The 22,082-nt window shown below is 53.6% G+C and carries 19 protein-coding genes; 10 read left to right on the forward strand and 9 right to left on the reverse strand.

Annotated features, from left to right (window positions below; translation table 11 throughout):
• Window positions 1-306: 306 nt before the first annotated feature.
• Both pssA and ilvY read right to left on the reverse strand, forming a co-directional pair.
• Complete coding sequence (gene pssA / locus MIB40_RS16890) at window positions 307-1,161, reverse strand: CDP-diacylglycerol--serine O-phosphatidyltransferase (RefSeq protein ID WP_249696669.1); 855 nt, start codon at window positions 1,159-1,161, stop codon at window positions 307-309.
• An 81-nt stretch (window positions 1,162-1,242) separates the two neighbouring features.
• The gene (gene ilvY / locus MIB40_RS16895; RefSeq protein WP_249696670.1) at window positions 1,243-2,124 is read right to left on the reverse strand and encodes an HTH-type transcriptional activator IlvY; all 882 of its coding nucleotides are present in this window, start codon (window positions 2,122-2,124) and stop codon (window positions 1,243-1,245) included.
• A gap of 175 nt (window positions 2,125-2,299) precedes the next feature.
• On the opposite strand from ilvY, the gene ilvC reads away from it, so the two are divergent.
• On the forward strand, window positions 2,300-3,769 hold the full coding sequence (gene ilvC / locus MIB40_RS16900) for a ketol-acid reductoisomerase (protein WP_249696671.1): 1,470 nt from the start codon (window positions 2,300-2,302) through the stop codon (window positions 3,767-3,769).
• Window positions 3,770-3,841: 72 nt separating this feature from the next.
• On the opposite strand, the gene ilvN is transcribed toward ilvC, so the two are convergent.
• Both ilvN and MIB40_RS16910 read right to left on the reverse strand, forming a co-directional pair.
• Window positions 3,842-4,333 (reverse strand): acetolactate synthase small subunit, encoded by a 492-nt coding sequence (gene ilvN / locus MIB40_RS16905; RefSeq protein ID WP_249696672.1) that lies wholly within the window; start codon window positions 4,331-4,333, stop codon window positions 3,842-3,844.
• A complete protein-coding gene (locus tag MIB40_RS16910) occupies window positions 4,333-6,060 on the reverse strand; it encodes an acetolactate synthase 3 large subunit (protein WP_249696673.1) in 1,728 nt (575 codons plus the stop codon). Before MIB40_RS16910 ends, ilvN begins: the two co-directional genes overlap by 1 nt.
• Before the next feature lie 566 nt (window positions 6,061-6,626).
• Between MIB40_RS16910 and MIB40_RS16915 the strand changes: the two genes are divergently transcribed.
• Window positions 6,627-7,085, forward strand: a complete 459-nt coding sequence (locus tag MIB40_RS16915; protein ID WP_249696674.1) for a DUF4124 domain-containing protein — start codon at window positions 6,627-6,629, stop codon at window positions 7,083-7,085.
• A gap of 12 nt (window positions 7,086-7,097) precedes the next feature.
• Here the strand turns inward: MIB40_RS16915 and MIB40_RS16920 are convergent, their stop codons facing one another.
• From MIB40_RS16920 to mrcB, 3 genes are read right to left on the reverse strand one after another with little or no spacing between them, the layout of a single operon-like run.
• On the reverse strand, window positions 7,098-7,418 hold the full coding sequence (locus tag MIB40_RS16920) for a YqcC family protein (RefSeq protein WP_249696675.1): 321 nt from the start codon (window positions 7,416-7,418) through the stop codon (window positions 7,098-7,100).
• Window positions 7,419-7,422: 4 nt separating this feature from the next.
• A complete protein-coding gene (locus MIB40_RS16925) occupies window positions 7,423-7,935 on the reverse strand; it encodes a tetratricopeptide repeat protein (RefSeq protein ID WP_249696676.1) in 513 nt (170 codons plus the stop codon).
• 8 nt (window positions 7,936-7,943) lie between these two features.
• Complete coding sequence (mrcB, locus tag MIB40_RS16930) at window positions 7,944-10,253, reverse strand: penicillin-binding protein 1B (protein ID WP_249696677.1); 2,310 nt, start codon at window positions 10,251-10,253, stop codon at window positions 7,944-7,946.
• Between the two features lie 110 nt (window positions 10,254-10,363).
• Between mrcB and MIB40_RS16935 the strand changes: the two genes are divergently transcribed.
• From MIB40_RS16935 to MIB40_RS16945, 3 genes are all read left to right on the forward strand, one after another.
• On the forward strand, window positions 10,364-11,929 hold the full coding sequence (locus MIB40_RS16935) for a bifunctional aminoglycoside phosphotransferase/ATP-binding protein (protein WP_249696678.1): 1,566 nt from the start codon (window positions 10,364-10,366) through the stop codon (window positions 11,927-11,929).
• 123 nt (window positions 11,930-12,052) lie between these two features.
• On the forward strand, window positions 12,053-12,310 hold the full coding sequence (locus tag MIB40_RS16940) for a TfoX/Sxy family protein (protein ID WP_249696679.1): 258 nt from the start codon (window positions 12,053-12,055) through the stop codon (window positions 12,308-12,310).
• Window positions 12,311-12,398: 88 nt separating this feature from the next.
• On the forward strand, window positions 12,399-13,184 hold the full coding sequence (locus MIB40_RS16945; protein ID WP_249696680.1) for a cyclic nucleotide-binding domain-containing protein: 786 nt from the start codon (window positions 12,399-12,401) through the stop codon (window positions 13,182-13,184).
• 545 nt (window positions 13,185-13,729) lie between these two features.
• Here MIB40_RS16945 and MIB40_RS16950 read toward each other — a convergent pair.
• Both MIB40_RS16950 and sfsA read right to left on the reverse strand, forming a co-directional pair.
• On the reverse strand, window positions 13,730-14,698 hold the full coding sequence (locus tag MIB40_RS16950) for a ChaN family lipoprotein (protein WP_249696681.1): 969 nt from the start codon (window positions 14,696-14,698) through the stop codon (window positions 13,730-13,732).
• Window positions 14,695-15,456 carry a DNA/RNA nuclease SfsA gene (sfsA, locus tag MIB40_RS16955; RefSeq protein WP_249696682.1) on the reverse strand — a complete coding sequence of 254 codons (762 nt, stop codon included), beginning with the start codon at window positions 15,454-15,456 and terminating at the stop codon, window positions 14,695-14,697. Before sfsA ends, MIB40_RS16950 begins: the two co-directional genes overlap by 4 nt.
• Before the next feature lie 253 nt (window positions 15,457-15,709).
• On the opposite strand from sfsA, the gene dksA reads away from it, so the two are divergent.
• Genes dksA through MIB40_RS16980 form a run of 5 tightly spaced genes read left to right on the forward strand, consistent with a single transcriptional unit; the run spans window position 15,710 to window position 21,717 of the window.
• A complete protein-coding gene (gene dksA, locus MIB40_RS16960; protein ID WP_249696683.1) occupies window positions 15,710-16,147 on the forward strand; it encodes an RNA polymerase-binding protein DksA in 438 nt (145 codons plus the stop codon).
• Window positions 16,148-16,197: 50 nt separating this feature from the next.
• The gene (gene gluQRS / locus MIB40_RS16965; RefSeq protein ID WP_249696684.1) at window positions 16,198-17,097 is read left to right on the forward strand and encodes a tRNA glutamyl-Q(34) synthetase GluQRS; all 900 of its coding nucleotides are present in this window, start codon (window positions 16,198-16,200) and stop codon (window positions 17,095-17,097) included.
• A gap of 48 nt (window positions 17,098-17,145) precedes the next feature.
• A complete protein-coding gene (locus tag MIB40_RS16970) occupies window positions 17,146-17,322 on the forward strand; it encodes a hypothetical protein (protein ID WP_249696685.1) in 177 nt (58 codons plus the stop codon).
• Window positions 17,312-20,269, forward strand: a complete 2,958-nt coding sequence (locus tag MIB40_RS16975; RefSeq protein ID WP_249696686.1) for a sensor histidine kinase — start codon at window positions 17,312-17,314, stop codon at window positions 20,267-20,269. Before MIB40_RS16970 ends, MIB40_RS16975 begins: the two co-directional genes overlap by 11 nt.
• A gap of 20 nt (window positions 20,270-20,289) precedes the next feature.
• A complete protein-coding gene (locus MIB40_RS16980; RefSeq protein WP_249696687.1) occupies window positions 20,290-21,717 on the forward strand; it encodes a sigma-54-dependent transcriptional regulator in 1,428 nt (475 codons plus the stop codon).
• Window positions 21,718-22,082 lie beyond the last annotated feature (365 nt).

The raw sequence follows: 22,082 nt of genomic DNA on the forward strand, positions 1-22,082 counted from the left end.
AACACACCCTGAAAAGGTTTCTTGCAACAACATCAAACCACCGCTTCCGGGGCCCCTGCTGCTGTAAGGGAGGCGCATTATATATGCTCGGGCAGGCCCGTCAACACTCTTTTTTCAAGAATAACAAAAGACCCGCTGTAGCCCCGAGATTATCGGCACCGGACCCTAAATATTAGTCAGACTCGCCACTCTACACCTCTTTCTTTAAAGAACATTTTGCAATCAACACCAGTGCAACGACGAGTTTACTTATAAGCCACCCACAAAAAAGGGCGCAACCTGTGCGCCCTACCACTTCAAACTCATTCAAGCCTCAGGCTTAGATGATGAATCCCCCCAACGCATTACTGCCATTAACGGTCCCGACAGGGTGTAGACCACAAACACACCCCACAAAACCCGAGGTGGATCATAGGCCACAACAGCAAATACCAGCACTACCACCAAAATAAACACAAACGGAACCCGACCCTTTAAGTCCAGATCCTTGAAACTGTGAAAGCGAATATTGGTAACCATCATCACACCCGCCGACGCGGTTACCACCATCGCCAGCAACGAAAGCCAGAGCGAGTGCTCACCACTAAAGGCACTGAACGACCAAACCATTCCAGCCACAACGGCCGCCGCCGCAGGACTGGGCAAACCGGTGAAGAAGCGTTTATCTGCCGTCTCTATTTGAGTATTAAAACGTGCAAGTCGAAGCGCTGCGCCCGCCGCATAAATAAAAGCAACAACCCAACCAAGCTTACCCAACCCCTCAAGAGCCCAACTATAAGCTACGACTGCCGGAGCAACCCCAAATGAAACCATATCAGACAAACTGTCATATTCAGCACCAAAAGCACTCTGCGTATTGGTCAAGCGGGCCACTCGCCCATCGAGCCCATCGAGAACCATCGCGACGAAAATGGCGATCGCGGCCGGCTCAAACGCCCCCTTGGTTGCTGCAATAACCGCATAGAAACCACAAAACAAGGCCGCCGTTGTGAACAGGTTAGGTAATAGATAAACACCGCGATGCTGAACACGTTGACCATTCTCGGCCACTTCCTCAACGTGCTCATCAACGGGCAACAGGCTCTCTACAGCATCACCACTACCCTCTGCAGCCGCTTCGTCCGCCCCCTTTAATGGGGTTACCTTCTCTTTATCGACCATGAAACCTTCACCACTATAAACGTTGCCGCATTATAAACAGCATCCAGACAAATGTCCCACGCTCACGCAGCCAACACAACGCTAACGCCTGACACTTTCAGCAATCGACCAAAGAGCCTTTACCGCCGGCTTCTGCAGTGATCGCCCCCGAACACACAAGCCAATCTCAAATGGCGGTAAGCGCGGTTCGATCTCCAATAACCGAACACGCTCGGCAACCGGGCTGTTTTCCAACACCAGCTCAGGTACCACTCCAACCCCACACCCAAGATTCACCATAGACACAATCGCTTCATTTCCTGCCACCGTAGCGTACACCTCCGGCAGAATGCCCTGCTCTAAAAACCAGGCATCAAGAGAACTTCGAGCCACACCGCTTTCCGCCTGAACCAGCGGCACCTCATACCAGGGCCGACCGGCATCCAGATCACTACTCACCACTCCCTCGACCACCGGCCCGATAAGTTGCAGCGGCGTATCGCTGATACGCTGAAAGCTGATATCTGCCTGCAACTCATCCGGGCGAGCAGCAATCACCAGATCAGCCTCGCCCCCCAGCAGCTTGGGCAAGGATAGCGCAGCATCACCTGTGGCCAGCTTAATCTCGACGCCAGGATGCTGACGTCGATACTCACTCAACAACTCAGGTAAAAAACGGTAGCTGGCTGTGACCGAGCAATAGAGGCTAACTTCCCCCTCCAGCGGACCACTCTCACGCACCCGCGCCTTGAGCTGCCACCACCGCTCTATTACCTCTCGCGCATAACGCTGATATTCCCTCCCAGCAGGCGTTAACGCCACCGAGCGATTGTCACGATAAAACAGCGACACTCCCACCTCATCTTCCAGCCTCTGAATGACTCGACTGAGTGTCGAGGGACTGATATGGCACAATTCGCTAGCACGGGAGAAATGCAACGATTCACTAAGCACCAGAAACTGCTCTAACGCCACTCGATTCATCTACCAAGACCCACCCGGTATTTCATATATTGCAACAAAGTATTCCATATAATTCATTTTACGCAACACAAATAATTGGGTAGGGTAGCTCCACCGCTGCGACCGCCTCCATATACATCGCAGCCCCGATTTCCAAACGCCGACCAGAGCGTCTTAACGATTAGGAGAAAAACCCATGAACTATTTCAATACCTTGCCTCTGCGCATCCAGCTGGAAGAGCTTGGCAAATGCCGCTTTATGCAACGCGAGGAATTCGACCAGGGCGTAACCAAAATCAAAGGCTGGAAACTGGTCGTAGTAGGCTGTGGCGCCCAGGGTCTCAACCAGGGTCTTAACTTGCGCGATAGCGGCCTCGATGTCTCCTACGCTCTGCGCGAGGCGGCCATTGCTGAGAAGCGCCAATCCTGGAAAAACGCCACCGAGAACGGTTTTACTGTTGGCACTTATGAGGACCTGATTCCGACCGCCGACCTGGTTTTAAACCTGACTCCGGACAAGCAACACACATCCGTTGTTAAGCAGGTGGTACCGTTGATGAAGCAGGGCGCCACCCTGGCCTATTCGCACGGCTTCAATATCGTCGAGGAAGGCACCCAAATTCGCGACGACATTACGGTTGTCATGGTTGCTCCCAAATGCCCAGGTACCGAAGTACGCGAAGAGTACAAGCGCGGATTCGGCGTTCCGACACTGATCGCCGTTCACCGTGAGAACGACCCGAATGGTGACGGCCTTGAGATCGCCAAAGCCTACGCTGCCGGTACTGGAGGTCATCGTGCCGGTGTTCTCGAATCTTCCTTTATTGCCGAAGTAAAATCCGACCTGGTTGGCGAGCAAACCATCCTGTGCGGTATGCTGCAAGCGGGCTCATTACTGTGCTTCGATCGCATGATTGAAAAAGGCATCGACGCGGGCTATGCGTCCAAGTTGATTCAATACGGCTGGGAAGTCATCACCGAAGGCCTGAAGCTGGGCGGCATTACCAACATGATGGATCGCCTGAGCAATCCAGCCAAAATTCGTGCTTACGAGCTGTCCGAAGAACTCAAAGACCTGATGCGTCCACTGTACAACAAGCATATGGATGACGTAGTCAGCGGCCACTTCTCCTCCACCATGATGGCCGACTGGGCCAACGACGACGCCGACCTACTCGGATGGCGCGCAGCAACTCAGGACACCCCATTCGAAAATACGCCCGCCGGTGATGTAGAGATCGACGAACAGGAGTACTACGACAACGGTATTCTGATGGTGGCTATGGTTAAGGCTGGTGTAGAACTGGCGTTCGAAGCCATGACCAGCTCGGGCATTATTGCCGAGTCAGCCTATTACGAATCACTCCACGAGCTACCCCTGATCGCTAACACGGTTGCTCGTAAGAAGCTGTATGAGATGAACGTGGTAATCTCCGACACCGCCGAATACGGCAACTACCTGTTTGCCCACGCCTGCGTGCCTCTGCTGAAAGATTTTATGCAAACCGTTGATACCGACGTTATCGGTGCCGGCATGAAAGTAGACAGCAACAGCGTTGATAACCGTCAGCTGGTCGATATCAATGAAGCGATTCGCAGCCACGGCGTTGAAGTCATCGGCAAGCAACTGCGCGCCTATATGACCGATATGAAGCGCATCGTTTAAGAGTATTGGAAGCACAAAAAAGCCCGGCAATGCCGGGCTTTTTTGTGCTTAACCAACAATCAGAAAAACAACCTACAAACTCAAGACTTTCTCACCTCGAGCAATACCGGAAACCCCCGTACGCACCACCTCAATAATAATGGCAGGGCCGATGGCCTGAATAAAGGCATCGAGTTTGTCGCTATCGCCGCTAAGTTGCAGGGTGTAAATAGAGCTTGTGACATCAACAATCTGGCCACGAAAGATATCCGTTGTGCGTTTTACTTCCGCACGCTGGGCACCACCTGCTTTGACCTTCAGCAACATCAGCTCACGCTCAACATGCGCCCCTTCGGTCAAATCCACCACCTTAACCACATCCACCAACTTATTGAGCTGCTTGGTGATCTGCTCAATTTTCTGATCTTCGCCAATGGTGGTCAGGGTCAGTCTCGACAACGTAGGGTCCTCGGTCGGCGCGACGTTGAGGCTTTCGATGTTGTAATTACGCTGAGCAAAGAGCCCCACAATGCGGGACAACGCGCCCGGTTCATTTTCCATCAATACCGAAATAATATGACGCATCAGGTTCGCTCCGTTTTACTCAACCACATATCACGCATGGACCCATCCTTTATCTGCATGGGGTACACGTGCTCGGAGGAATCCACCACGATATCCATAAAGACCAGACGATCCTTCATCGCAAACGCTGCCTCCATGGCCGGTTTTAGATCTGCCAGCTTTTCGACTCGCATACCAACGTGACCGTAGGATTCGACCAGCTTCTTAAAGTCCGGCAGAGAATCCATATAGGAGTGAGAATAACGCCCTTCGTACTGCATCTCCTGCCACTGGCGCACCATGCCCAACACCTGATTATTCAGGTTAATAATCTTCACCGGCAAGTCGTACTGCATACAGGTAGAGAGCTCTTGAATATTCATCTGGATACTGCCCTCACCCGTCACACAGGCCACCTGGGCATTGGGGTAGTGGAGCTTGACCCCATTAGCCGCCGGAAAACCAAAGCCCATGGTTCCAAGCCCGCCGGAGTTAATCCAGCGATTGGGCTTATCAAACTTGTAGTACTGCGCGGCAAACATCTGGTGCTGACCCACATCGGAGGTGATATAGGTATCCATATCCTTGGTGACCTCGTAAAGGGTCTCCACCGCTTTTTGCGGTTTGATAATTACACCGTCACCTTCTTCGTAGGGGAAGGTTCCCTTGCTGGAACGCCACTCATCCACCTGCTTCCACCAGCTGGTAAGGGCTTCCGTATCGGGGCTGCGTTTTTCCTCTGAGATCTGCTTCAGCATATCCTTGAGTACACTTTCAACCGGCCCCACAATGGGGATGTCAGCCATAACATTCTTGGAAATACTGGCAGGATCAACATCGATATGAATGATTTTGGCACCGGGGCAGAACTTACCAATGCCATTGGTTACCCGGTCATCGAAGCGTGCTCCGATCGCCAAAATAACATCGGCGTGATGCATCGCAAGGTTAGCCGTATAGCTACCATGCATTCCTAGCATACCCAGAAACTGATGATCGGACCCCGGGAACGCCCCCAACCCCATCAAGGTGTTGGTAATCGGGAAGTTGAGTAACCGCGTCAACTCCGTCAGCTCTTCAGACGCACCGCCAATAATCACACCACCGCCACTATAAATAACCGGACGCTTAGCCCCTAAGAGCAGATCCAGCGCCTTGCGAATCTGGCCACTGTGGCCGCGACTGGCAGGATTGTAGGAGCGCATCTTGACCTTTTTCGGGTACTGATACTCGAACTTCTCGCTCGGATTCGTAATGTCTTTGGGAATATCCACCACCACCGGGCCGGGTCGGCCTGTCTGGGCAATATGAAACGCCTTCTTGATGGTCTCTGGAATATCCTCGGCCCGCTTGACCAGAAAACTGTGTTTTACGATGGGGCGCGAAATCCCCACCATATCAGTTTCCTGGAACATATCTGTTCCAATAAAGTCGGATGGGACCTGCCCGGACAGAATCACCATTGGAATAGAATCCATATAGGCCGTCGCAATACCGGTAATGGTATTCGTCGCACCCGGGCCCGAGGTCACAAGCACTACCCCTGGCTTACCACTGGCACGAGCGTAGCCATCGGCCATGTGAGTGGCAGCCTGCTCGTGGCGAACCAAGATATGAGTAACGTCGTCTTGTCTGAAAATTGCATCATAAACATGCAACAGGGCACCACCGGGATACCCATAGATGTATTCAACCCCTTCATCCGCAAGGGAGCGCACTACCATTTCTGCGCCAGATAAATGCTCCACAATATTCCCCTAATTTAATACGGACCACTTTTTGGACGGACCACGGCCAAAGCGATCTTTTTATTCACTGCGAAAATGACTGTACGGCCTACTGAATCCGTAAGAACAGGACAGAGCACACCACCACACCGAACCCAGAACCACAAACAGCAACAGCGCCGATCATTAATACCAGCACCTGTTGCACCTTGTTGTCCTGAACCCGTAGCCAAACCAACTTGCCCCTAGGGGCTTTTAGCTACTTTAAAGCCAGATTGTTCTTGCGTTCCGCTTGTCTCGGACCGCCACAACCCAGCGCGTGGTAACGCGTCTCGGGAGAATCCATTGCCGAGGGTAACAGCGCTGGATCTGATAGGTCAGGATCTCACACCCGATACGCACATCAAATAGGTGTAAGTCTTTCTCGAACCGGCATTATTGTAAGTTCGTTGTTATAAGTCAACGACCAACCAAAAGTGGGATCAAATCACAATGCATGACAGGGGCAGGCGCTGCGTCTACACAGCAAATAGGCAAAGGTATATAGTATTGTGATTACAAGACTCCTGGACAGCGGAACCACTCTGATGAAAAAAGCCTGTTTCATAATCATTTCGGCCCTATTAACCTTTGCTTCAGCTCAGGCGGCCACTTACTACAAATGGGTGGATGAAAACGGCCAGACCCACTTCTCTGCCACGCCTCCCGGCAACAGCGCCACCAACGGTGTTGAAGAAATCAAAGGTCGCAGCTCATCTTCATCTGCCAGTAACAGCGCGCAAGCCAGCCAGCCTCAAGACCAAAGCAACCCAGAAGCCGCCGAAGAAGAGAAGGCTAGCGAGGAAAAATTTCAACAAGAACTCGCGGAGGCTGAGGCATCTAGAAAGAGAAACTGCGAGACCGCCAAACGCAACAAGGTTGAGCTGACCTTGAAAAATCGGATTAAACTACTGCAAGACGATGGCACCTACCGCACATTATCAGAAGACGAGAAACAGCATAAAATCCGCCAGGCTGACGAAGCCATCGACACCTACTGCAAATAATCAGGCAACAACTCACCCCTGAGTTAACAGCCTATCCACCTTGGCAATAGCCGATAACAAGGGTCCGCAACGAGCTGTGCGACCCTTGAAGAACTCATCGGCCAATGGCAACAGCTCACTTTTCCCCGGCAGCTCAGCCCCCGCATCCAGCATGGCACGCAAGCGGCCAATAAACACCCATTGCAACCATTGATCGAACCCCATGGTATCGATACAAAACGGCTCACGACTGGCAAAGGCTTCTGCCGGAGGGGGAGCACCCTGCCACAACTTCAGGGCACGCATTTGCGCTTCAACCTCATTCAGCGCACCACTTAGCTCAGAAACATCCATTCAACTAACCTTGCCCCTTTTGCGACAAATCAACCAGTCGTTGTAAATCTTGTCGTTGCCGGGAATCATGACTCAATGACATCCCTCGTCTCGCCAATTGCTCGGCCTGGGCGTAACGTCCCTGACGCAACCGTACCGTGCCAAGCCGATAATACAAATCCGCATCGGAAGGAGAAATGCGCAGCGCTCTTTCCAGCAAAGAGGCCGCCTCCTCATAGCGACTATTGCGCAATTTGTGATCCGACTGTCGAACCAGCTGCTCAACACTCGAGGGTCTTTCACTGACAACGTCCGGAACGGGGTCAACATAGCTGTATTGACGCTCTTCGTCCTGCAGGGTTTCGGTTTCGGCTGAATGAGTTTCGACCGGGCGCTCTACCAACCCGGGATCCTCTTCCGGAACATAATAATATTGAGGGTTGGACGCACAGCCCGACAACAACAGCGCCATCGCCACCACACGCACCAACCAGCGACTCGAGCTACCTAACCACAATAATCGCTGCGATATTTCCATTTGCCTACTCAATCAAACCAGGAGCGGAACCAGTCTATCACAGGCCCCCGCACTCGGCAGACACTACTGGACTTCGGCTCACTTCCGGCAATAAAGGGCATATATCGAGCACCTTTACACCCTTGAGCACTGCGCTTGCCCGTCTCAGGTTCAACCCAAAAGTACTCCACTCCATCAACCGGTATTGGCCGTAAGGATTCCTGTACACCCGACGACATAAAGTCTCGCCAGACGCGCAACGCACCGCTACTACCAGTCAGCCGGGTGGACTTGTTATCGTCCCGACCCAGCCAGACGACCGCCAGCCGGTCAGCACTGTAACCGGCAAACCAACTATCGCGCAGATCATTCGTGGTTCCGGTTTTACCCGCTACACGCAAGTGATCGGGCAGTTTTTGATACGCCGCGCGACCGGTACCCTCCCGCATGACTTCCATCAAGGCATACTGCAAAAGGTGAACTGCAGCCGGGGAAAATTCTTGCTGCACGGCCAAGGGGTAACGACTCAACGTCACCCCCTGATCGGTAACTACCGTTCGAATGGAACGCAACGGCATCTGAAAACCATTGGCCGCTATTGTTTGATAGATGGACGCCACTTCAATCGGCGACATGGATGCGGCCCCCAAAAACAATGCTGGGTAATCCGTCAGTGGCCGATTTACCCCCAGCCTGCGCAGAACCGCCTGCACATTAGATACTCCCACTTCCATACCTAAGCGGGCAGCCGACAGGTTATAAGAGCGTGACAAAGCCTCGTGCAAAGGCACCATACCGTGACTTTTGCGATCAAAATTTTGCGGTTCCCAAACATCAGAGCGAGACAACTCCATACGAATCGCGCCATCGTCAATCGGCGTAATCAGGTTAAACTTCTCCGGTTGCTCAAGAGCCGCCAGATAGACCGCCGGCTTTATCAAAGAACCTACCGGCCTCACGGCATCCAACGCCCTGTTGAAACCGGCATAACCCGCCTTACGATCACCCACCAAGGCCAAGACATCTCCGGTTGCTGGCGATGTCACTACAACCGCCCCCTGCATGCCACCGTCATCTGGCGCCACTTGAGCCAGGGTGCGCTGCAGACTCTTCTGTGCACGTTGCTGTGCCAGAGGCGACAAACTGGTGAAAATTCTCAACCCCTCCGAGGTCAGGTCCTCTTCACGGTAGTCGCGCCGCAATTGTCGCTTCACCAGATCGAGATATGCCGTATAGAGATTGCCCTGACCACCAGGGCGCCGGATCACACCCAGCGGTTTACTCTTGGCTCTGGCGGCCTCACTGGCCGACACCCCTCCCTGCCTGTGCAAGAGATCTATCACCAGATTCCGGCGTCTTTTAGCACGTTCCGGGTGACGCCTCGGATCGTAATAGGAGGCGCCCTTCACTACACCCACCAACAAGGCAACACGCTCCAGAGACAGCTCCTTCAGAGGCTGCCCAAAGTAAAATTGACTGGCCAAACCAAAACCATGAATGGCGCGACGGCCCTGCTGCCCAAGGTAAATTTCGTTGATATAGGTTTCAAGAATTTCATCTTTGCTGTAGTGCACCTCTAGCAATAGGGCCATCAGGGCTTCGATGCCCTTTCGCCATAGCGAACGCTCATCATTGAGGTAGAAATTTTTCACCAGCTGCTGGGTCAGGGTGCTGCCCCCCTGACGCACACCACCTGCCCCCAGATTCACAACCAGAGCGCGAGCAATGGCCTTGGGAGAGACGCCAAAGTGATGGTAAAAGTCCCGATCTTCAACCGCCAGCAAAGCCGGGATCAGCGTTTTCGGCAACTGCGATAAATTCACTAGAAGCCGGTCTTCATTATTGGCCGGATAGATCCCACCAATAAGCAAAGGCTCCAGTCTCACCACCCCGACATCGGCCCCCGCTTTATTCCTGAGAGCACTGACCCGGCCCGAGGCAAAACTGACAATCAAACGACGTGCAGGCTCTTCACCGTCGGTAAAGCGAAACCCACGACTGCCCACGTCTAGCCGGTTTCCCTGACGAGACACCTGGCCGGACTTGCGTACCCGTAACACCCCCTGATAGCCCAACAACTTGAGCTGCTGAAGCACCTCATCCGCACTGAGGGGTGCGCCCACATAGAGCTCCAGGGGGCTGGCATAGACCTTGGCTGGGATCGCCCATTTCTTACCTTCAAAGCGGCTTACCACTGCCGCATCCAGATAGGCGAGCAGGAATAGCAGCGCCACACCTCCCGCCACCAGCACTTTTAGCACGAAGGAGATAAAACGTTTAAATCGAGATGTCCGCACCGCCCGACGACGGGGACGGCGGGAAGATTTGGTTCTGGCCATGGCGGCGGATTATACATGAGCGACAGCCTAGTGCGCCGTGCTACATTTACTATTGAAGCAAATTCGCCATAATGGGCGGCCTGATTCGGAACCCACACCAAGGAGCTCCTGTGAGCAATGCATTGATCGAGGCACTTCAACGCCCGACCCTATTTGACCACCCGGTAGATTCGTTCGAACTGATCGAGACCCACATCTCCTGGGTTCTGCTTACCGGGGCGTACGCCTATAAGATCAAAAAGCCCGTCGATTTTGGTTTCCTCAATTTTTCTTCACTGGAGGCTCGCAAGCGCTTCTGCGAGGCTGAAGTCAGCCTCAACAAGCGACTCGCTCCCGAAATTTATGACTGTGTTATCCCTCTCTTTGGCGATGAATCCACACCCACTTTAAACGGCCCAGGCGAACCCTTTGAATACATGGTGCGCATGCATCAGTTTCCCCGTGGCCAATTACTCAGCGAACTGCAAGAGAGGAAAGAACTGACCATCGATCACATTGATCGACTGGGCGAGATACTGGCCAACTTCCACGCCGATATCGAGATTGCCGCAGCCGATAGCGATTTTGGTACAGCAACGCAGGTTATGGCCCCGGTTAGCCAGAACTTCGAACAGATTCGTCCATTATTAGCAGACAACACCGACGACCTTCGGCAACTCGACCTGTTGCAGGGCTGGGCGGAAGACAGCTATCAGCGACTGACTCCGGTGATCGAACAGCGCAAGACGGCTGGATTTACCCGCGCCTGCCACGGTGATGTACATTTGGGTAACATCACCCTGTTCAACGAACAGGTTGTTCTGTTTGACTGCATTGAATTCAACGAAGAGTTCCGCTGGACCGACACCTGCGCGGATATTGCCTTCCTGATTATGGACCTGGAAGCACGGGGCGAAGAAAAGCTGGCCAATCATTGCCTTAATCGCTACCTGGAAATCAGTGGTGATTACCAATCCCTGGCTTTGCTTAACTTTTACAAATCCTATCGCGCCATGGTCCGAGCCAAGGTTTCACTCTTTATGATGCAGGGTGTCGATGACTCAGAAAAAAGCAGACTGCTGGCAGAGTATCGCAAATACGCCGATCTGGCCGAACACTACACCTCTGTTCCCTTTCGGTTTGCGTCTATTACTCACGGGCTGTCCGGCTCGGGTAAAAGCACCACAGGCGACAAGTTGATTGATGGCTTGCGTATTATCCGGGTACGTTCCGATGTAGAACGCAAACGTTTGTATGGGCTTGCACCAGAAGCCTCATCCGAGAGCGAACTGAACGCCAACATCTATACTCCGCAAGCCAATGAACACACTTATACCCGCCTAACCGAACTCTGCGTTGAAATTCTCAGCTACGGCTTCAGCGTGGTAGTAGACGCCACCTATCTCAAGCAGCATCAGCGCCAACAGATACATGATGCCGTAGAAGAACTCGGCGCCCCCTTCCTGATTCTCAGTTGCGAGGCGGAACTCGAAAACATTCGCCAATGGATCAAAACCCGCGCCGAGCAAGGGGGAGACCCATCCGAAGCCAACCTGGAAGTCCTCGACCAACAACTCAAAAGCAGCGAGCCACTGACCGAACAGGAGTTACAGTATCGCAAACTGGTCAAGACCGATGATAAAGACAGTGTTGACTCATTGGTTGAACGTATTCAACAACGTTTCGGCCACCCCTGACCCAACCGCTTGCAATTAGCTCAGGTCGTCTATTATTAGTGGGTGGGGCAGTCCGCTCCTCCACAATTAATCAGACGACCCGCTAGCGCAGCATCGCGTCTGCGTACAAAAGGATTGCAAGCGATGAACTCAAATTTGATTGAAATGAAGAACCTGGGCAAAACCTCGGTTCAATGGCTCAATGCTGTAGGAATACGCGACAAGGAGAAGCTGGAAGAGATCGGCTCTGTTGAAGCCTACCGCAAAATCAAAACCCGCGGCTTCAAAGTCTCCAAAGTATTGCTGTACGCTCTGGAAGGCGCTCTGATCAATGCCCACTGGAATAAACTCGACCCTACGCTTAAGGAACGCCTGGTAGAGGAGGCCGAAGTAGACAATTAAAAAGTCGACCCAGCGCACACCCTGCCCCTTTAATTAGCCTGACATTTGGCCTATCGTTGGCTGTTCACTTGCTCTATGGAATTTCTCTATGTATCTGCTGGGCGAACAGCCTCCTTACATTGACCAACTCATTGATAGCCTGCAAACCATCCCGGGCGACATGCTGAATGGTCTCGAGCCCCTTGAAGCGCCCATCGAAATAGCCAGCGCTGAAAACCTCTACAGTGAGCACAGCACCGATCGTTTGTATTTCGTGCAACAAGGCGTGGTTCATGCAGACATCGAAGGGCGCGCCCTGTTCTATTTGACTGAAGGTGACCTGGTCGGGTTACGGCAGGGCATGGGGCTGCCACCTTGCACCTACTCAGTGAGACAGCAAGCCATTCTGGTCCCCTACGATCGCCAATCCGTGTTTAGTCATATTCATAAGGATGCCGACCGTCAGTATCAGTTTACCCGCTATATTCTGGGCCAATCAGCGCTATTCACCGACGCCCTTGCACGCAGTACCAAGGTCAAGGCTCACCCGGCGACCGGCTTTATGCACGTCAAAAAAGGCGAGTCCATTATTCAAGAAGGTGACGATGCCGATCACGTTTACATCATCATGAGCGGCCACGCTGAAGCCTTTGTCAAAGACGTCAAAGTCGGCGATGTCTACAAAGATGAAGTATTTGGGGCCATGGCGGTATTTACCAATGAAAAACGCAGTGCCTCGGTGATCGCCAGCGAAGACAGCACGGTAATGACCGTTCCCCAGGACCAGTTTGTTGACCTGATGCAAACCCACCCACGCATCTGCTCGACGCTGGTCGAAAATATGGCCCGAACCATCAACGACTTGAATAAGCAATTGCTCGAAAAAGGCCAATAACCCATTCACCCGCCTACCCTCACAGGCGATAACCCGATTAATTGGGGAATCGCTTGCGATACGAAATGATAATGATTATTATTACTATTCGGTTGTTGTAAAGCAGCTGAATTATCCGGGTTGCTCGTAACTAGCAGAACAACTCAGATTCTCTTCTCATCAGGCTAATCAGATTTGCCCCTCTTTTCCCAGAGAGGGGCTTTTTTATTACCATCATCACGCTTACAGGGATGGATTCACGGAAAACCCAACCCCCGCCAATGGGCGTTTGCACAAACCAAATAGCAGCACGCACGGACATTCCAACCAGCACAGCATCGATCATTTAGAAGAAATCGTTTGACAACTTAAATGATAATGATTATTGTTTACATCAAGTTGTCGAAAGGCAGCTGGATAAGTTGAGTTGGGCAACACTAGCAACCCGGCTCAGGTTATCTCCTCATCAGGCTAATCACGGTTTGCCCCTCTCCTACCCGAGAGGGGCTTTTTTTTGCCACCCATCCAAACCCTGCTGAAGCTAAAAGAACTCCGCACTACAGGCATCATTCACTACCACGGGAGTGCTGCTCCCAATTAGCACAGAAATCGGGTCGCCTCATGGCAGCAGTGAACCAGAGGTAATCGTAGACACCCCGAAATTCGGCAACGCGCTCTGCTACGCTCCCATCTTCCGCCGCCGACAGCTCCACCATAGCCACCGACAGTAGCTGAGCCTGGGGCTGGTTTCGCCACAAATAAGCCGGAACTCCCCAATCCTTCCGCACATGAAATGCTCCCGCCAGCAACACCGATACCCTGGGCTGATTCGCCATGGCTGTTGCCATAGCTTGATCCCGGCTCTGTTGTATTCTCACCATCGCCTGCAGATGATCGCCTTCCGCATGACCGCAATGGGAAGCCACTATCTGCTTCTCCAGTGCCGCCTGGGTATCGGCCTGAACCTGACCCGTTAGCCGCTCAGGATAAGGTGGCTGCTGCCCATAAATCGCCATAACCCGCTCCCGATCCAGATTACCCGCACGCACAGGCACCCCCGATTCAATCGCAAGATGCATTAACGGACCATAAAAGTCCCAAGGCCACCCTTTTACCTGATCCCATGCCATGTGCTGTTCCAGTTCTTCGAGGGTTAGCGATGGCAATTCCAGCGCACGATCGACCGCCGGTTGCTGATAGGCATTCAGCATTTCCATGGTCAACGAGCCCAAACGGTTCTGCTGTCGTAACTGATTCAGCAGATACCACTGAATGCGGTGGTGATCGGGATTGTCATGCTTTTCCCCGAGCAGCAGGTATTCGGTTTGCGATACTGCGCTAATCAGCTCAGAAGGCGATAGCCAACGCTGGTCCTTATATGACCAGATATTACCAAGTGCGGGAGCCTGCCGATTCAGCGGTGCTTGCCACTGCTCAAGCTGGTGCTCATTGGACACCATGATCGAGGATCCCGCCGAGCAACCACTCAACACCAGCACTACCCCCAATACACCAACAACTTTGCTCAACTTCATACGGATTCCTGCGTTTTGCTTTCGGTGGGCTCAACCTCAAACGCCAACCTTCGGTTCAGGGCGATCTCCTCTAAGTTAATGCTGGCGCCATAGGCCAGCACTTCAACCCCGGCCTGCACAGCCATTTTCAGTGTACTGCTGTACTCGGGATCGATCTGATGCGCGGGCGCCACGCTATTGATGGCGGTATGAGGTACGGCAAACAGCAAAACAGCCCGATGACCGGCCTTAACCATAGCGATTAACTCACGCAGGTGTTTGCTCCCTCTGGCACTGACCGCATCGGGAAAGATCCCCCGGCCGGAACCTATCGCCAAGGTCACACTCTTAACCTCAACGTAGCAGTCGGGACGGTCATCCGCTTGCAATAAAAAATCAATGCGACTGCGCTCTTCACCATAGGGAACCTCGGAACGAATCTGTTGATAACCCTGCAGTTCTTTTACCACACCCATTTCGATCGCCTCACGCGCCAGGTGATTGGGGCGGGCCGTATTGACGCAGGCCAGCCCCGAAATATCTCCTCCCCCCCCCTCGTCAATCCCGGTTTCTACCAACTCCCAGGTATGGGCGTATTTTCGTTTCGGATTTTCTGAATCCCAGTACCAAACACGACTACCAGGCATCGCACAATTACGCATTGAGCCTGTATTCGGGCAGTGCAGGGTCAAACTGGAACCGGAGGCGGTTTCAATATCCGCCAGAAAACGCTTGTAGCGGCGCACCAGGCGCCCCTCTAACAATCGGGGGTATTGCATGCAGTATCCCTTACTTCGACATTGTCTTGAATATACCACTCATAACGGGCGCATTTATTCCAGGGTATTGTGAAAACCCACTCAGATTGTGCCCGTCAGCCGTTGCAAGGGGTATTTTTTCATTAATTGGCTAGCGCAGCGTGGCCTGTTCTGGTAGTTTCTCCGCTCTTGCGAGTAGATGGATTTTACGTTACCGGTCAGTTCCGTAAATTCCACCTGTGAAAAGATATTTATTTATGTAGAGGCTGAGAGTATGCCAGCACAGAAAAAGACCACAAACCTGATCCGCAGCTTTGAACCCTATAAAGAGAAAAAGGGCGAAGAGTATATGGGACCGCCACAGGTCGTGCACTTCACCAAGATCCTCAACACCTGGAAACTGGAGTTGATGGAGGAGGTTGATCGTACTGTAAACCACATGCAGGACGAAGCCGCCAACTTCCCCGATCCTGCCGACCGTGCCAGCCAGGAAGAGGAATTCAGCCTTGAACTGCGCACCCGTGATCGCGAGCGTAAACTGATCAAAAAGATCGAGAAAACCCTGCAGCGCATCGAAGATGACGATTACGGCTTTTGCGATTCCTGCGGTATCGAAATCGGCATTCGTCGACTGGAAGCTCGCCCTACGGCAACGCTTTGCATCGACTGTAAAACCCTGGCCGAAATCAAGGAAAAACAGCTCGGTACCTGAGTTGTTTGATCGGAGCCGAGCTTTATCTCCAGAGCCGGCTCCTTCCCGCCATGGTTGACTCCTGCTACGTTGGGCGCTTTGCCCCGTCTCCAACCGGCCCTCTTCACTTCGGTTCTTTACTGGCTGCTCTGGCAAGCTATCTGGACGCGCGCTCGGCACAGGGCACCTGGCTACTGCGCATCGACGATATTGATCCGCCCAGGGAACTGGCCGGCGCAAGCGATAGTATTCAGCGAACTCTGGAACACTATGGCCTGTTCTGGGATGGCTCTACCCATTACCAATCCCGGCATCGCGAACGTTACCAAGAGCTGAAGCAACAGCTACTCGATACGCAACAGGCCTACCCCTGCAATTGCTCGCGCAAACAACTGGCTCCCTATCAAGGCTACTATCCGGGATTGTGCCGTGACGGTTTAAAAGGATCTGGCGACTGCGCGATCAGGGTTCTGTGTAATAGCACCATCGAATTCGAAGACCGAATACAGGGCCACCAGCATTTCGCCCTGGCCAAAGAGGTCGGGGACTTCATTATTTGGCGACGGGATGGCCTGGTCGCCTACCAGTTGGCGGCTGCCGCCGATGATGCCTGGCAAGGTATCACCCATGTTGTGCGCGGCATCGACCTGCTCGACTCCACACCCCGGCAACGCCATCTGCAACAGCTGTTCAATTTCCCTCTGGCCAGTTACGCCCATATTCCGGTACTGATCAACGACCAGGGCAAGAAGCTAAGCAAACAGAATCTGGCGCGTCCGCTCCCGACTGGCGACCCTCGCCCGGTATTAATCGAAGCCCTTCGTCTGCTCGGACAGCAACCCCCGGAAACAATGGTAGACGCTTCATTGAGCGAACTCCTGGCGTGGGCCACCAAACTCTGGTCATTGGACAGAATCCCGCGCACCGTCGAGATACCCACCGCCAGCATAAAGGCCGGCTTTGATGTTTAGATGCAGCTTGAGTACCATCGTGCACTCTCTAGACGACAGAGACTCATTATGTATATCTACCGCCTGGTAACCTTGCTGGTTATCGGCATCTACCTTTTCTCCCCGGCCATCATGGACTGGTGGATACGCTCCTCGGTCGACTGGTACGCCCCCTGGATTCTATGGCTGATCCTGATCATCGTCTGCCTGCTATTGCAAAGACAACGGAGCAGTGATGAGCTTTGAGGTCAGTACACTATTACTTGTTACCCTGGGCTACCTGGCTTGCCTCTTCCTGGCCGCCTGGGTAACCGAACGAGGGATTATTCCCAAGCGCATTGTCCGTCACCCGGTAACCTATGTACTTTCGTTAGGGGTTTACGCCAGCGCCTGGGCGACCTACGGAACGGTGGGTTTTGCCCACCATTACGGTATGGTCTTCCTCGCCTATTACCTGGGCATATGCGGCGCCTTCTTCCTTGCTCCGGTGCTGCTTGCTCCCATTCTCAAGATAACGCGCACCTATCAACTGGGTTCGCTGTCGGACCTTTTTTCATTCCGTTTTCGCAGTTCCTGGGCCGGCACACTGAGCACCGGCCTGATGGTCATTGCCTTGCTGCCTTTACTGGCACTGCAGATACAAGCCGTGGCCGATGCCATGCAACTGATCACCCATTACCGATCGCCCGAAACCCTGGCGCTGGGTTTCTGCGTGCTGATGATTGTGTTTACCATATTGTTCGGGGCTCGCCACATCTCTTCCAGAGAACGCCACGAGGGTCTGGTGTTTGCGATCGCGTTCGAATCGGTGGTGAAGCTGGTCGCCATGGTGGCCATCAGCACCCTGGCGATCTACCAGTTTTTTGATGGCCCGGCCGGACTCGAACGCTGGCTGGAACAGAATACGGAGCTGATGCCCGCTTTTCAGCAATCTCTCGAGGGCGGCCCCTGGCGCACACTTCTGTTGGTGTTCTTTGCCTCTGCGGTAACCATGCCGCACATGTTCCATATGATTTTCACCGAAAACCTCAACCGGCGCGCACTGTTAACTGCCAGCTGGGGTATGCCGCTGTTGCTGCTGGTACTGAGTTTCTGTGTTATCCCCATCCTGGCCAGCGGCCTGCTACTCAAGGCACCCACCAATCCAGAGTACTTTACTCTCGGCATCGGCATCAGCGCCGACAGTCCATTGATGACATTACTGGCCTATGTTGCAGGGCTATCCGCATCCAGCGGATTGATCATTGTCACGACCCTGGCCCTTTCCGCCATGGTACTGAATCATCTGGTGCTGCCGTTTTACCAACCCAGCGCCAAAGGCAACATCTATAGCTGGCTTGGCTGGACGCGACGTATTCTGATTTCCACCATAATTTTGGCCAGCTACGGCTTTTATCATCTGCTGCAGGCGTATCAGGATCTGTCCAATCTGGCGGTCGTTGCGTTTGTTGGTACCCTGCAATTTTTACCGGGTATTCTGGCCACATTGTATTGGCCAACGGCCAACCGCCAGGGTTTTATTGCCGGCCTGATCGTCGGCGGTCTCGTATGGGCCATAAGCATGATGGTTCCTCTAATTACCGGCTGGCAACAGATCGACCTGCCCCTGCTGGGATACAGCCTCAATATCGATGCCGACAGCTGGAATATGGCCGCCATTGTCTCGCTGAGCCTCAATAGCCTGGCGTTTGTCATCGTATCGATCCTCAGCCAAAGCTCGGAGGACGAGATCAGTGCAGCCTCGGCCTGCTCGGTCGATACCATGAATAGACCACAGCGGCGGGGCCTTAGCATCGAGACTCCGGAAGAGTTTCAACAGCAATTGACCAAGCCCCTGGGAGCGCGCATCGCCCAACGGGAAGTCAACCAGGCGCTGCGGGACCTGAGTCTTAGCTATCACGAGAAAAGACCCTATGCCCTGCGCCGGCTGCGGGATCGCATTCAAGCCAACCTGTCGGGGCTTATGGGGCCCAGTGTGGCCCAGGAGATTGTCGATAATTTTCTTCCTTATAAGGATGGGGTCGCCGAATACGTCACCGAAGATATCCATTTTATGGAAAATCGGTTAGAGGAATACCACTCTCAACTCACCGGAATGGCCGCAGAACTCGATGGTTTGCGGCGCTATCACCGTGAGACATTGAAAAGCCTGCCCATGGCCGTCTGCTCCTTGGGTGACGATCAGGAAATTCTGATGTGGAACCGCGCCATGGAGCAAATCACTGCCATCAGCGCGATCGATATCGTCGGCTCACGTCTCAGTGACATCTCCAGCCCCTGGCGGGAGCTGCTGCAACGGTTTGTCGACGATACTGCCCCGCATCTCTACAAACAGGAGGTCGAGGTCGATGGACAGGAGCGCTGCATCAGCCTGCACAAGGCCGCCATCAGCGACACCCAGGCCGCACGTAGTGGCACCATTGTGCTGCTGGAAGACCTGACCGACACCCAGGTGCTGGAAGAAAAGCTGGTCCACAGCGAACGTCTCGCATCCATCGGCCGGCTGGCGGCCGGGGTCGCCCATGAAATTGGCAACCCGATTACCGGCATTGCCTGCCTGGCCCAGGAGATGCGCGAAGAGACGGACAACGACGAGTTTCGTGAGATGGCGCAACAGGTGCTGGGACAAACGGAACGGGTAACCCGCATCGTGCAGTCTCTGGTTAACTTCTCCCACAGCGGCACCAACCATCGCCAAAGCGCACCGGCGGATCCGGTTAACATCCACACAACAGTCAATGAGGCTATCGATCTGCTTTCCCTGAGCCGCAAGGAACAGGGCATTGTTTATCACAACCAGATCGATCAGTCCCTGCTGGTCAGCGGTGATGGCCAGCGGTTACTGCAGGTTTTCGTCAACCTGCTCAGTAATGCCCGGGATGCCTCACCGGCCAACAGTGATATCCGCCTGTCCAGCGAGGCCAGCGAACATACCGTGACCCTGAGGGTCACCGACCAGGGCAGCGGGATCCCTGCCCATATTCGTGACTCATTGTTTGAACCCTTTGTCACCACCAAGGACCCGGGCAGGGGAACCGGACTGGGTTTGGCGTTGGTATACAGTATTATTGAAGAACATTTTGGTAAGATAGATGTGATCAGCCCGACGGATGATGAAAACGGCTCTGGCACCAGCATCGTAATTACGCTGCCCCGGTATCAGCAACCCGCGCCATCAGCCCATTCCAGCTAAGCAGTTATACAGGTTTTTCTATGCAGCCCATCCTGATCGTCGAAGATGAACCCATCATTCGTTCTGCCCTGCAACGATTGCTGGAGCGCAATGGTTACTTGGTGCGCGTAGCCGGTTCGGTACAGGAGGCGTTAGACAACAACGACCTGAGTGCTCTATCGCTGATCATCAGTGACCTGCGCCTTCCCGGCGAACCCGGAACCGATATGATCAAGCACGCCCAGGGGACCCCTGTACTGATCATGACCAGTTACGCCAGCCTGCGCTCCGCGGTCGATTCGATGAAAATGGGCGCGGTGGATTACATCGCCAAGCCCTTCGACCACGATGAAATGCTGCAAGCCGTCAAACGCATCATTAACGATCACCAGAAAGGCCCGGAAACGAGCCCGCAACAAGCCGCACCGGAGCAGGGCCCAAGCCCCCGCACTGGCAATGAAATTATCGGCAAATGCCCACCGATGCTGGAGCTTTTCAAACGCATCAGCAAAGTCGCCCCTACCGACACCACAGTTCTGATTCTGGGTGAATCCGGCACGGGTAAGGAACTGGTGGCCCGAGCCCTGCACCGGGAAAGCCTGCGCACCAGCGCTCCGCTGATCTCGGTAAACTGCGCTGCCATCCCCGAAACCCTGATCGAATCGGAGCTCTTTGGCCACGAGAAAGGCGCCTTTACCGGTGCCACCAGCGCCCGAAACGGATTAGTAGAAGCGGCCGATGGCGGCACCCTGTTTCTGGATGAGATCGGCGAACTCCCGCTGGAAGCCCAGGCGCGACTGCTCAGGGTACTGCAAGAGGGCGAAATTCGTCGCGTAGGCTCGGTCCATAGCCAGAAAGTCGATGTGCGACTGATTGCCGCCACTCATCGGGACCTGAAAGGGCTAGCCCAGCGAGGGGAGTTCCGAGAAGACCTCTATTACCGCCTCAACGTGATGCAGCTGGAACTTCCCGCCTTGCGCGACCGCGGTAGTGACGTGATCGAAATTGCAGAAAAATTGCTACAGCGCACCTGCAACAAACTGGGCAAGGACAAACACCTGTTCAGCCCCCAATCCCTGCAAGCGATTGCTGGCTACCATTGGCCCGGTAACGTAAGGGAGCTGGAAAACGCCGTTGAACGAGCGGTCATTCTGGCCGAGAACGGGATTATCAGCCACGACTTGCTGGATATTGATTACGAGGACGTATCCGACAACAGCTCGGTAACCGGCATCACTAACTTTGATCGCGAGATCCCGCTGGGCAGCGAAGTCGCCGCCCCCCAGACAGCCGAAAACCATGAAGAGTTATCACTGGAAGACTACTTCCAGCATTTTGTGCTGGAACATCAGGAAAGCATGACCGAGACCGAGCTGGCGCAAAAGCTGGGCATCAGCCGTAAATGCCTCTGGGAACGCCGTCAACGCCTAGGCATACCTCGTAAAAAAAGCAGCAGTCAAAGCGCCTGATACATCTACAACGCCAACTACTGCTAAAACCTGCCATAGCTGACTGGGCTGCAGCTGGCTATGACCATTTTAGTGCTAGCACTGCACACACCCTGACTGCACTGCGCCTTTTCTACGCCAGGTCTTACCTCTACTTATTAAGGCACCTCTGATTAATTCAGATGAACTCTGGCTTTCAGGCTAATTCAGAATCGCAGCACGCCTTTGCAGTAAGGTCGAGACCTTTCAAAAAGGCGTAACAACGAGTCTGGGTTTGCCTGAAAGCCCCACAGGGCGGGCCTAAAAATGGCTTTTCTCGGTGTTGAAGCCCTTGTCCAGGTCTCGACATGAACGGCAGGCTTCGCCTTGATAAAAGCCATTTTTAG

The organism is Aestuariirhabdus haliotis (assembly GCF_023509475.1).
GTDB classification, from domain to species: domain Bacteria; phylum Pseudomonadota; class Gammaproteobacteria; order Pseudomonadales; family Aestuariirhabdaceae; genus Aestuariirhabdus; species Aestuariirhabdus haliotis.

Excerpts from the sequence above, each read along its gene's own strand:
- pssA (WP_249696669.1), bottom strand. The coding sequence starts at position 1,161 with ATGGTCGATAAAGAGAAGGTAACCCCATTAAAGGGGGCGGACGAAGCG.
- ilvY (WP_249696670.1), bottom strand. The coding sequence starts at position 2,124 with ATGAATCGAGTGGCGTTAGAGCAGTTTCTGGTGCTTAGTGAATCGTTG.
- ilvC (WP_249696671.1), top strand. The coding sequence starts at position 2,300 with ATGAACTATTTCAATACCTTGCCTCTGCGCATCCAGCTGGAAGAGCTT.
- ilvN (WP_249696672.1), bottom strand. The coding sequence starts at position 4,333 with ATGCGTCATATTATTTCGGTATTGATGGAAAATGAACCGGGCGCGTTG.
- MIB40_RS16915 (WP_249696674.1), top strand. The coding sequence starts at position 6,627 with ATGAAAAAAGCCTGTTTCATAATCATTTCGGCCCTATTAACCTTTGCT.
- MIB40_RS16920 (WP_249696675.1), bottom strand. The coding sequence starts at position 7,418 with ATGGATGTTTCTGAGCTAAGTGGTGCGCTGAATGAGGTTGAAGCGCAA.
- MIB40_RS16925 (WP_249696676.1), bottom strand. The coding sequence starts at position 7,935 with ATGGAAATATCGCAGCGATTATTGTGGTTAGGTAGCTCGAGTCGCTGG.
- mrcB (WP_249696677.1), bottom strand. The coding sequence starts at position 10,253 with ATGGCCAGAACCAAATCTTCCCGCCGTCCCCGTCGTCGGGCGGTGCGG.
- MIB40_RS16940 (WP_249696679.1), top strand. The coding sequence starts at position 12,053 with ATGAACTCAAATTTGATTGAAATGAAGAACCTGGGCAAAACCTCGGTT.
- MIB40_RS16945 (WP_249696680.1), top strand. The coding sequence starts at position 12,399 with ATGTATCTGCTGGGCGAACAGCCTCCTTACATTGACCAACTCATTGAT.
- MIB40_RS16950 (WP_249696681.1), bottom strand. The coding sequence starts at position 14,698 with ATGAAGTTGAGCAAAGTTGTTGGTGTATTGGGGGTAGTGCTGGTGTTG.
- sfsA (WP_249696682.1), bottom strand. The coding sequence starts at position 15,456 with ATGCAATACCCCCGATTGTTAGAGGGGCGCCTGGTGCGCCGCTACAAG.
- dksA (WP_249696683.1), top strand. The coding sequence starts at position 15,710 with ATGCCAGCACAGAAAAAGACCACAAACCTGATCCGCAGCTTTGAACCC.
- gluQRS (WP_249696684.1), top strand. The coding sequence starts at position 16,198 with ATGGTTGACTCCTGCTACGTTGGGCGCTTTGCCCCGTCTCCAACCGGC.
- MIB40_RS16970 (WP_249696685.1), top strand. The coding sequence starts at position 17,146 with ATGTATATCTACCGCCTGGTAACCTTGCTGGTTATCGGCATCTACCTT.
- MIB40_RS16975 (WP_249696686.1), top strand. The coding sequence starts at position 17,312 with ATGAGCTTTGAGGTCAGTACACTATTACTTGTTACCCTGGGCTACCTG.
- MIB40_RS16980 (WP_249696687.1), top strand. The coding sequence starts at position 20,290 with ATGCAGCCCATCCTGATCGTCGAAGATGAACCCATCATTCGTTCTGCC.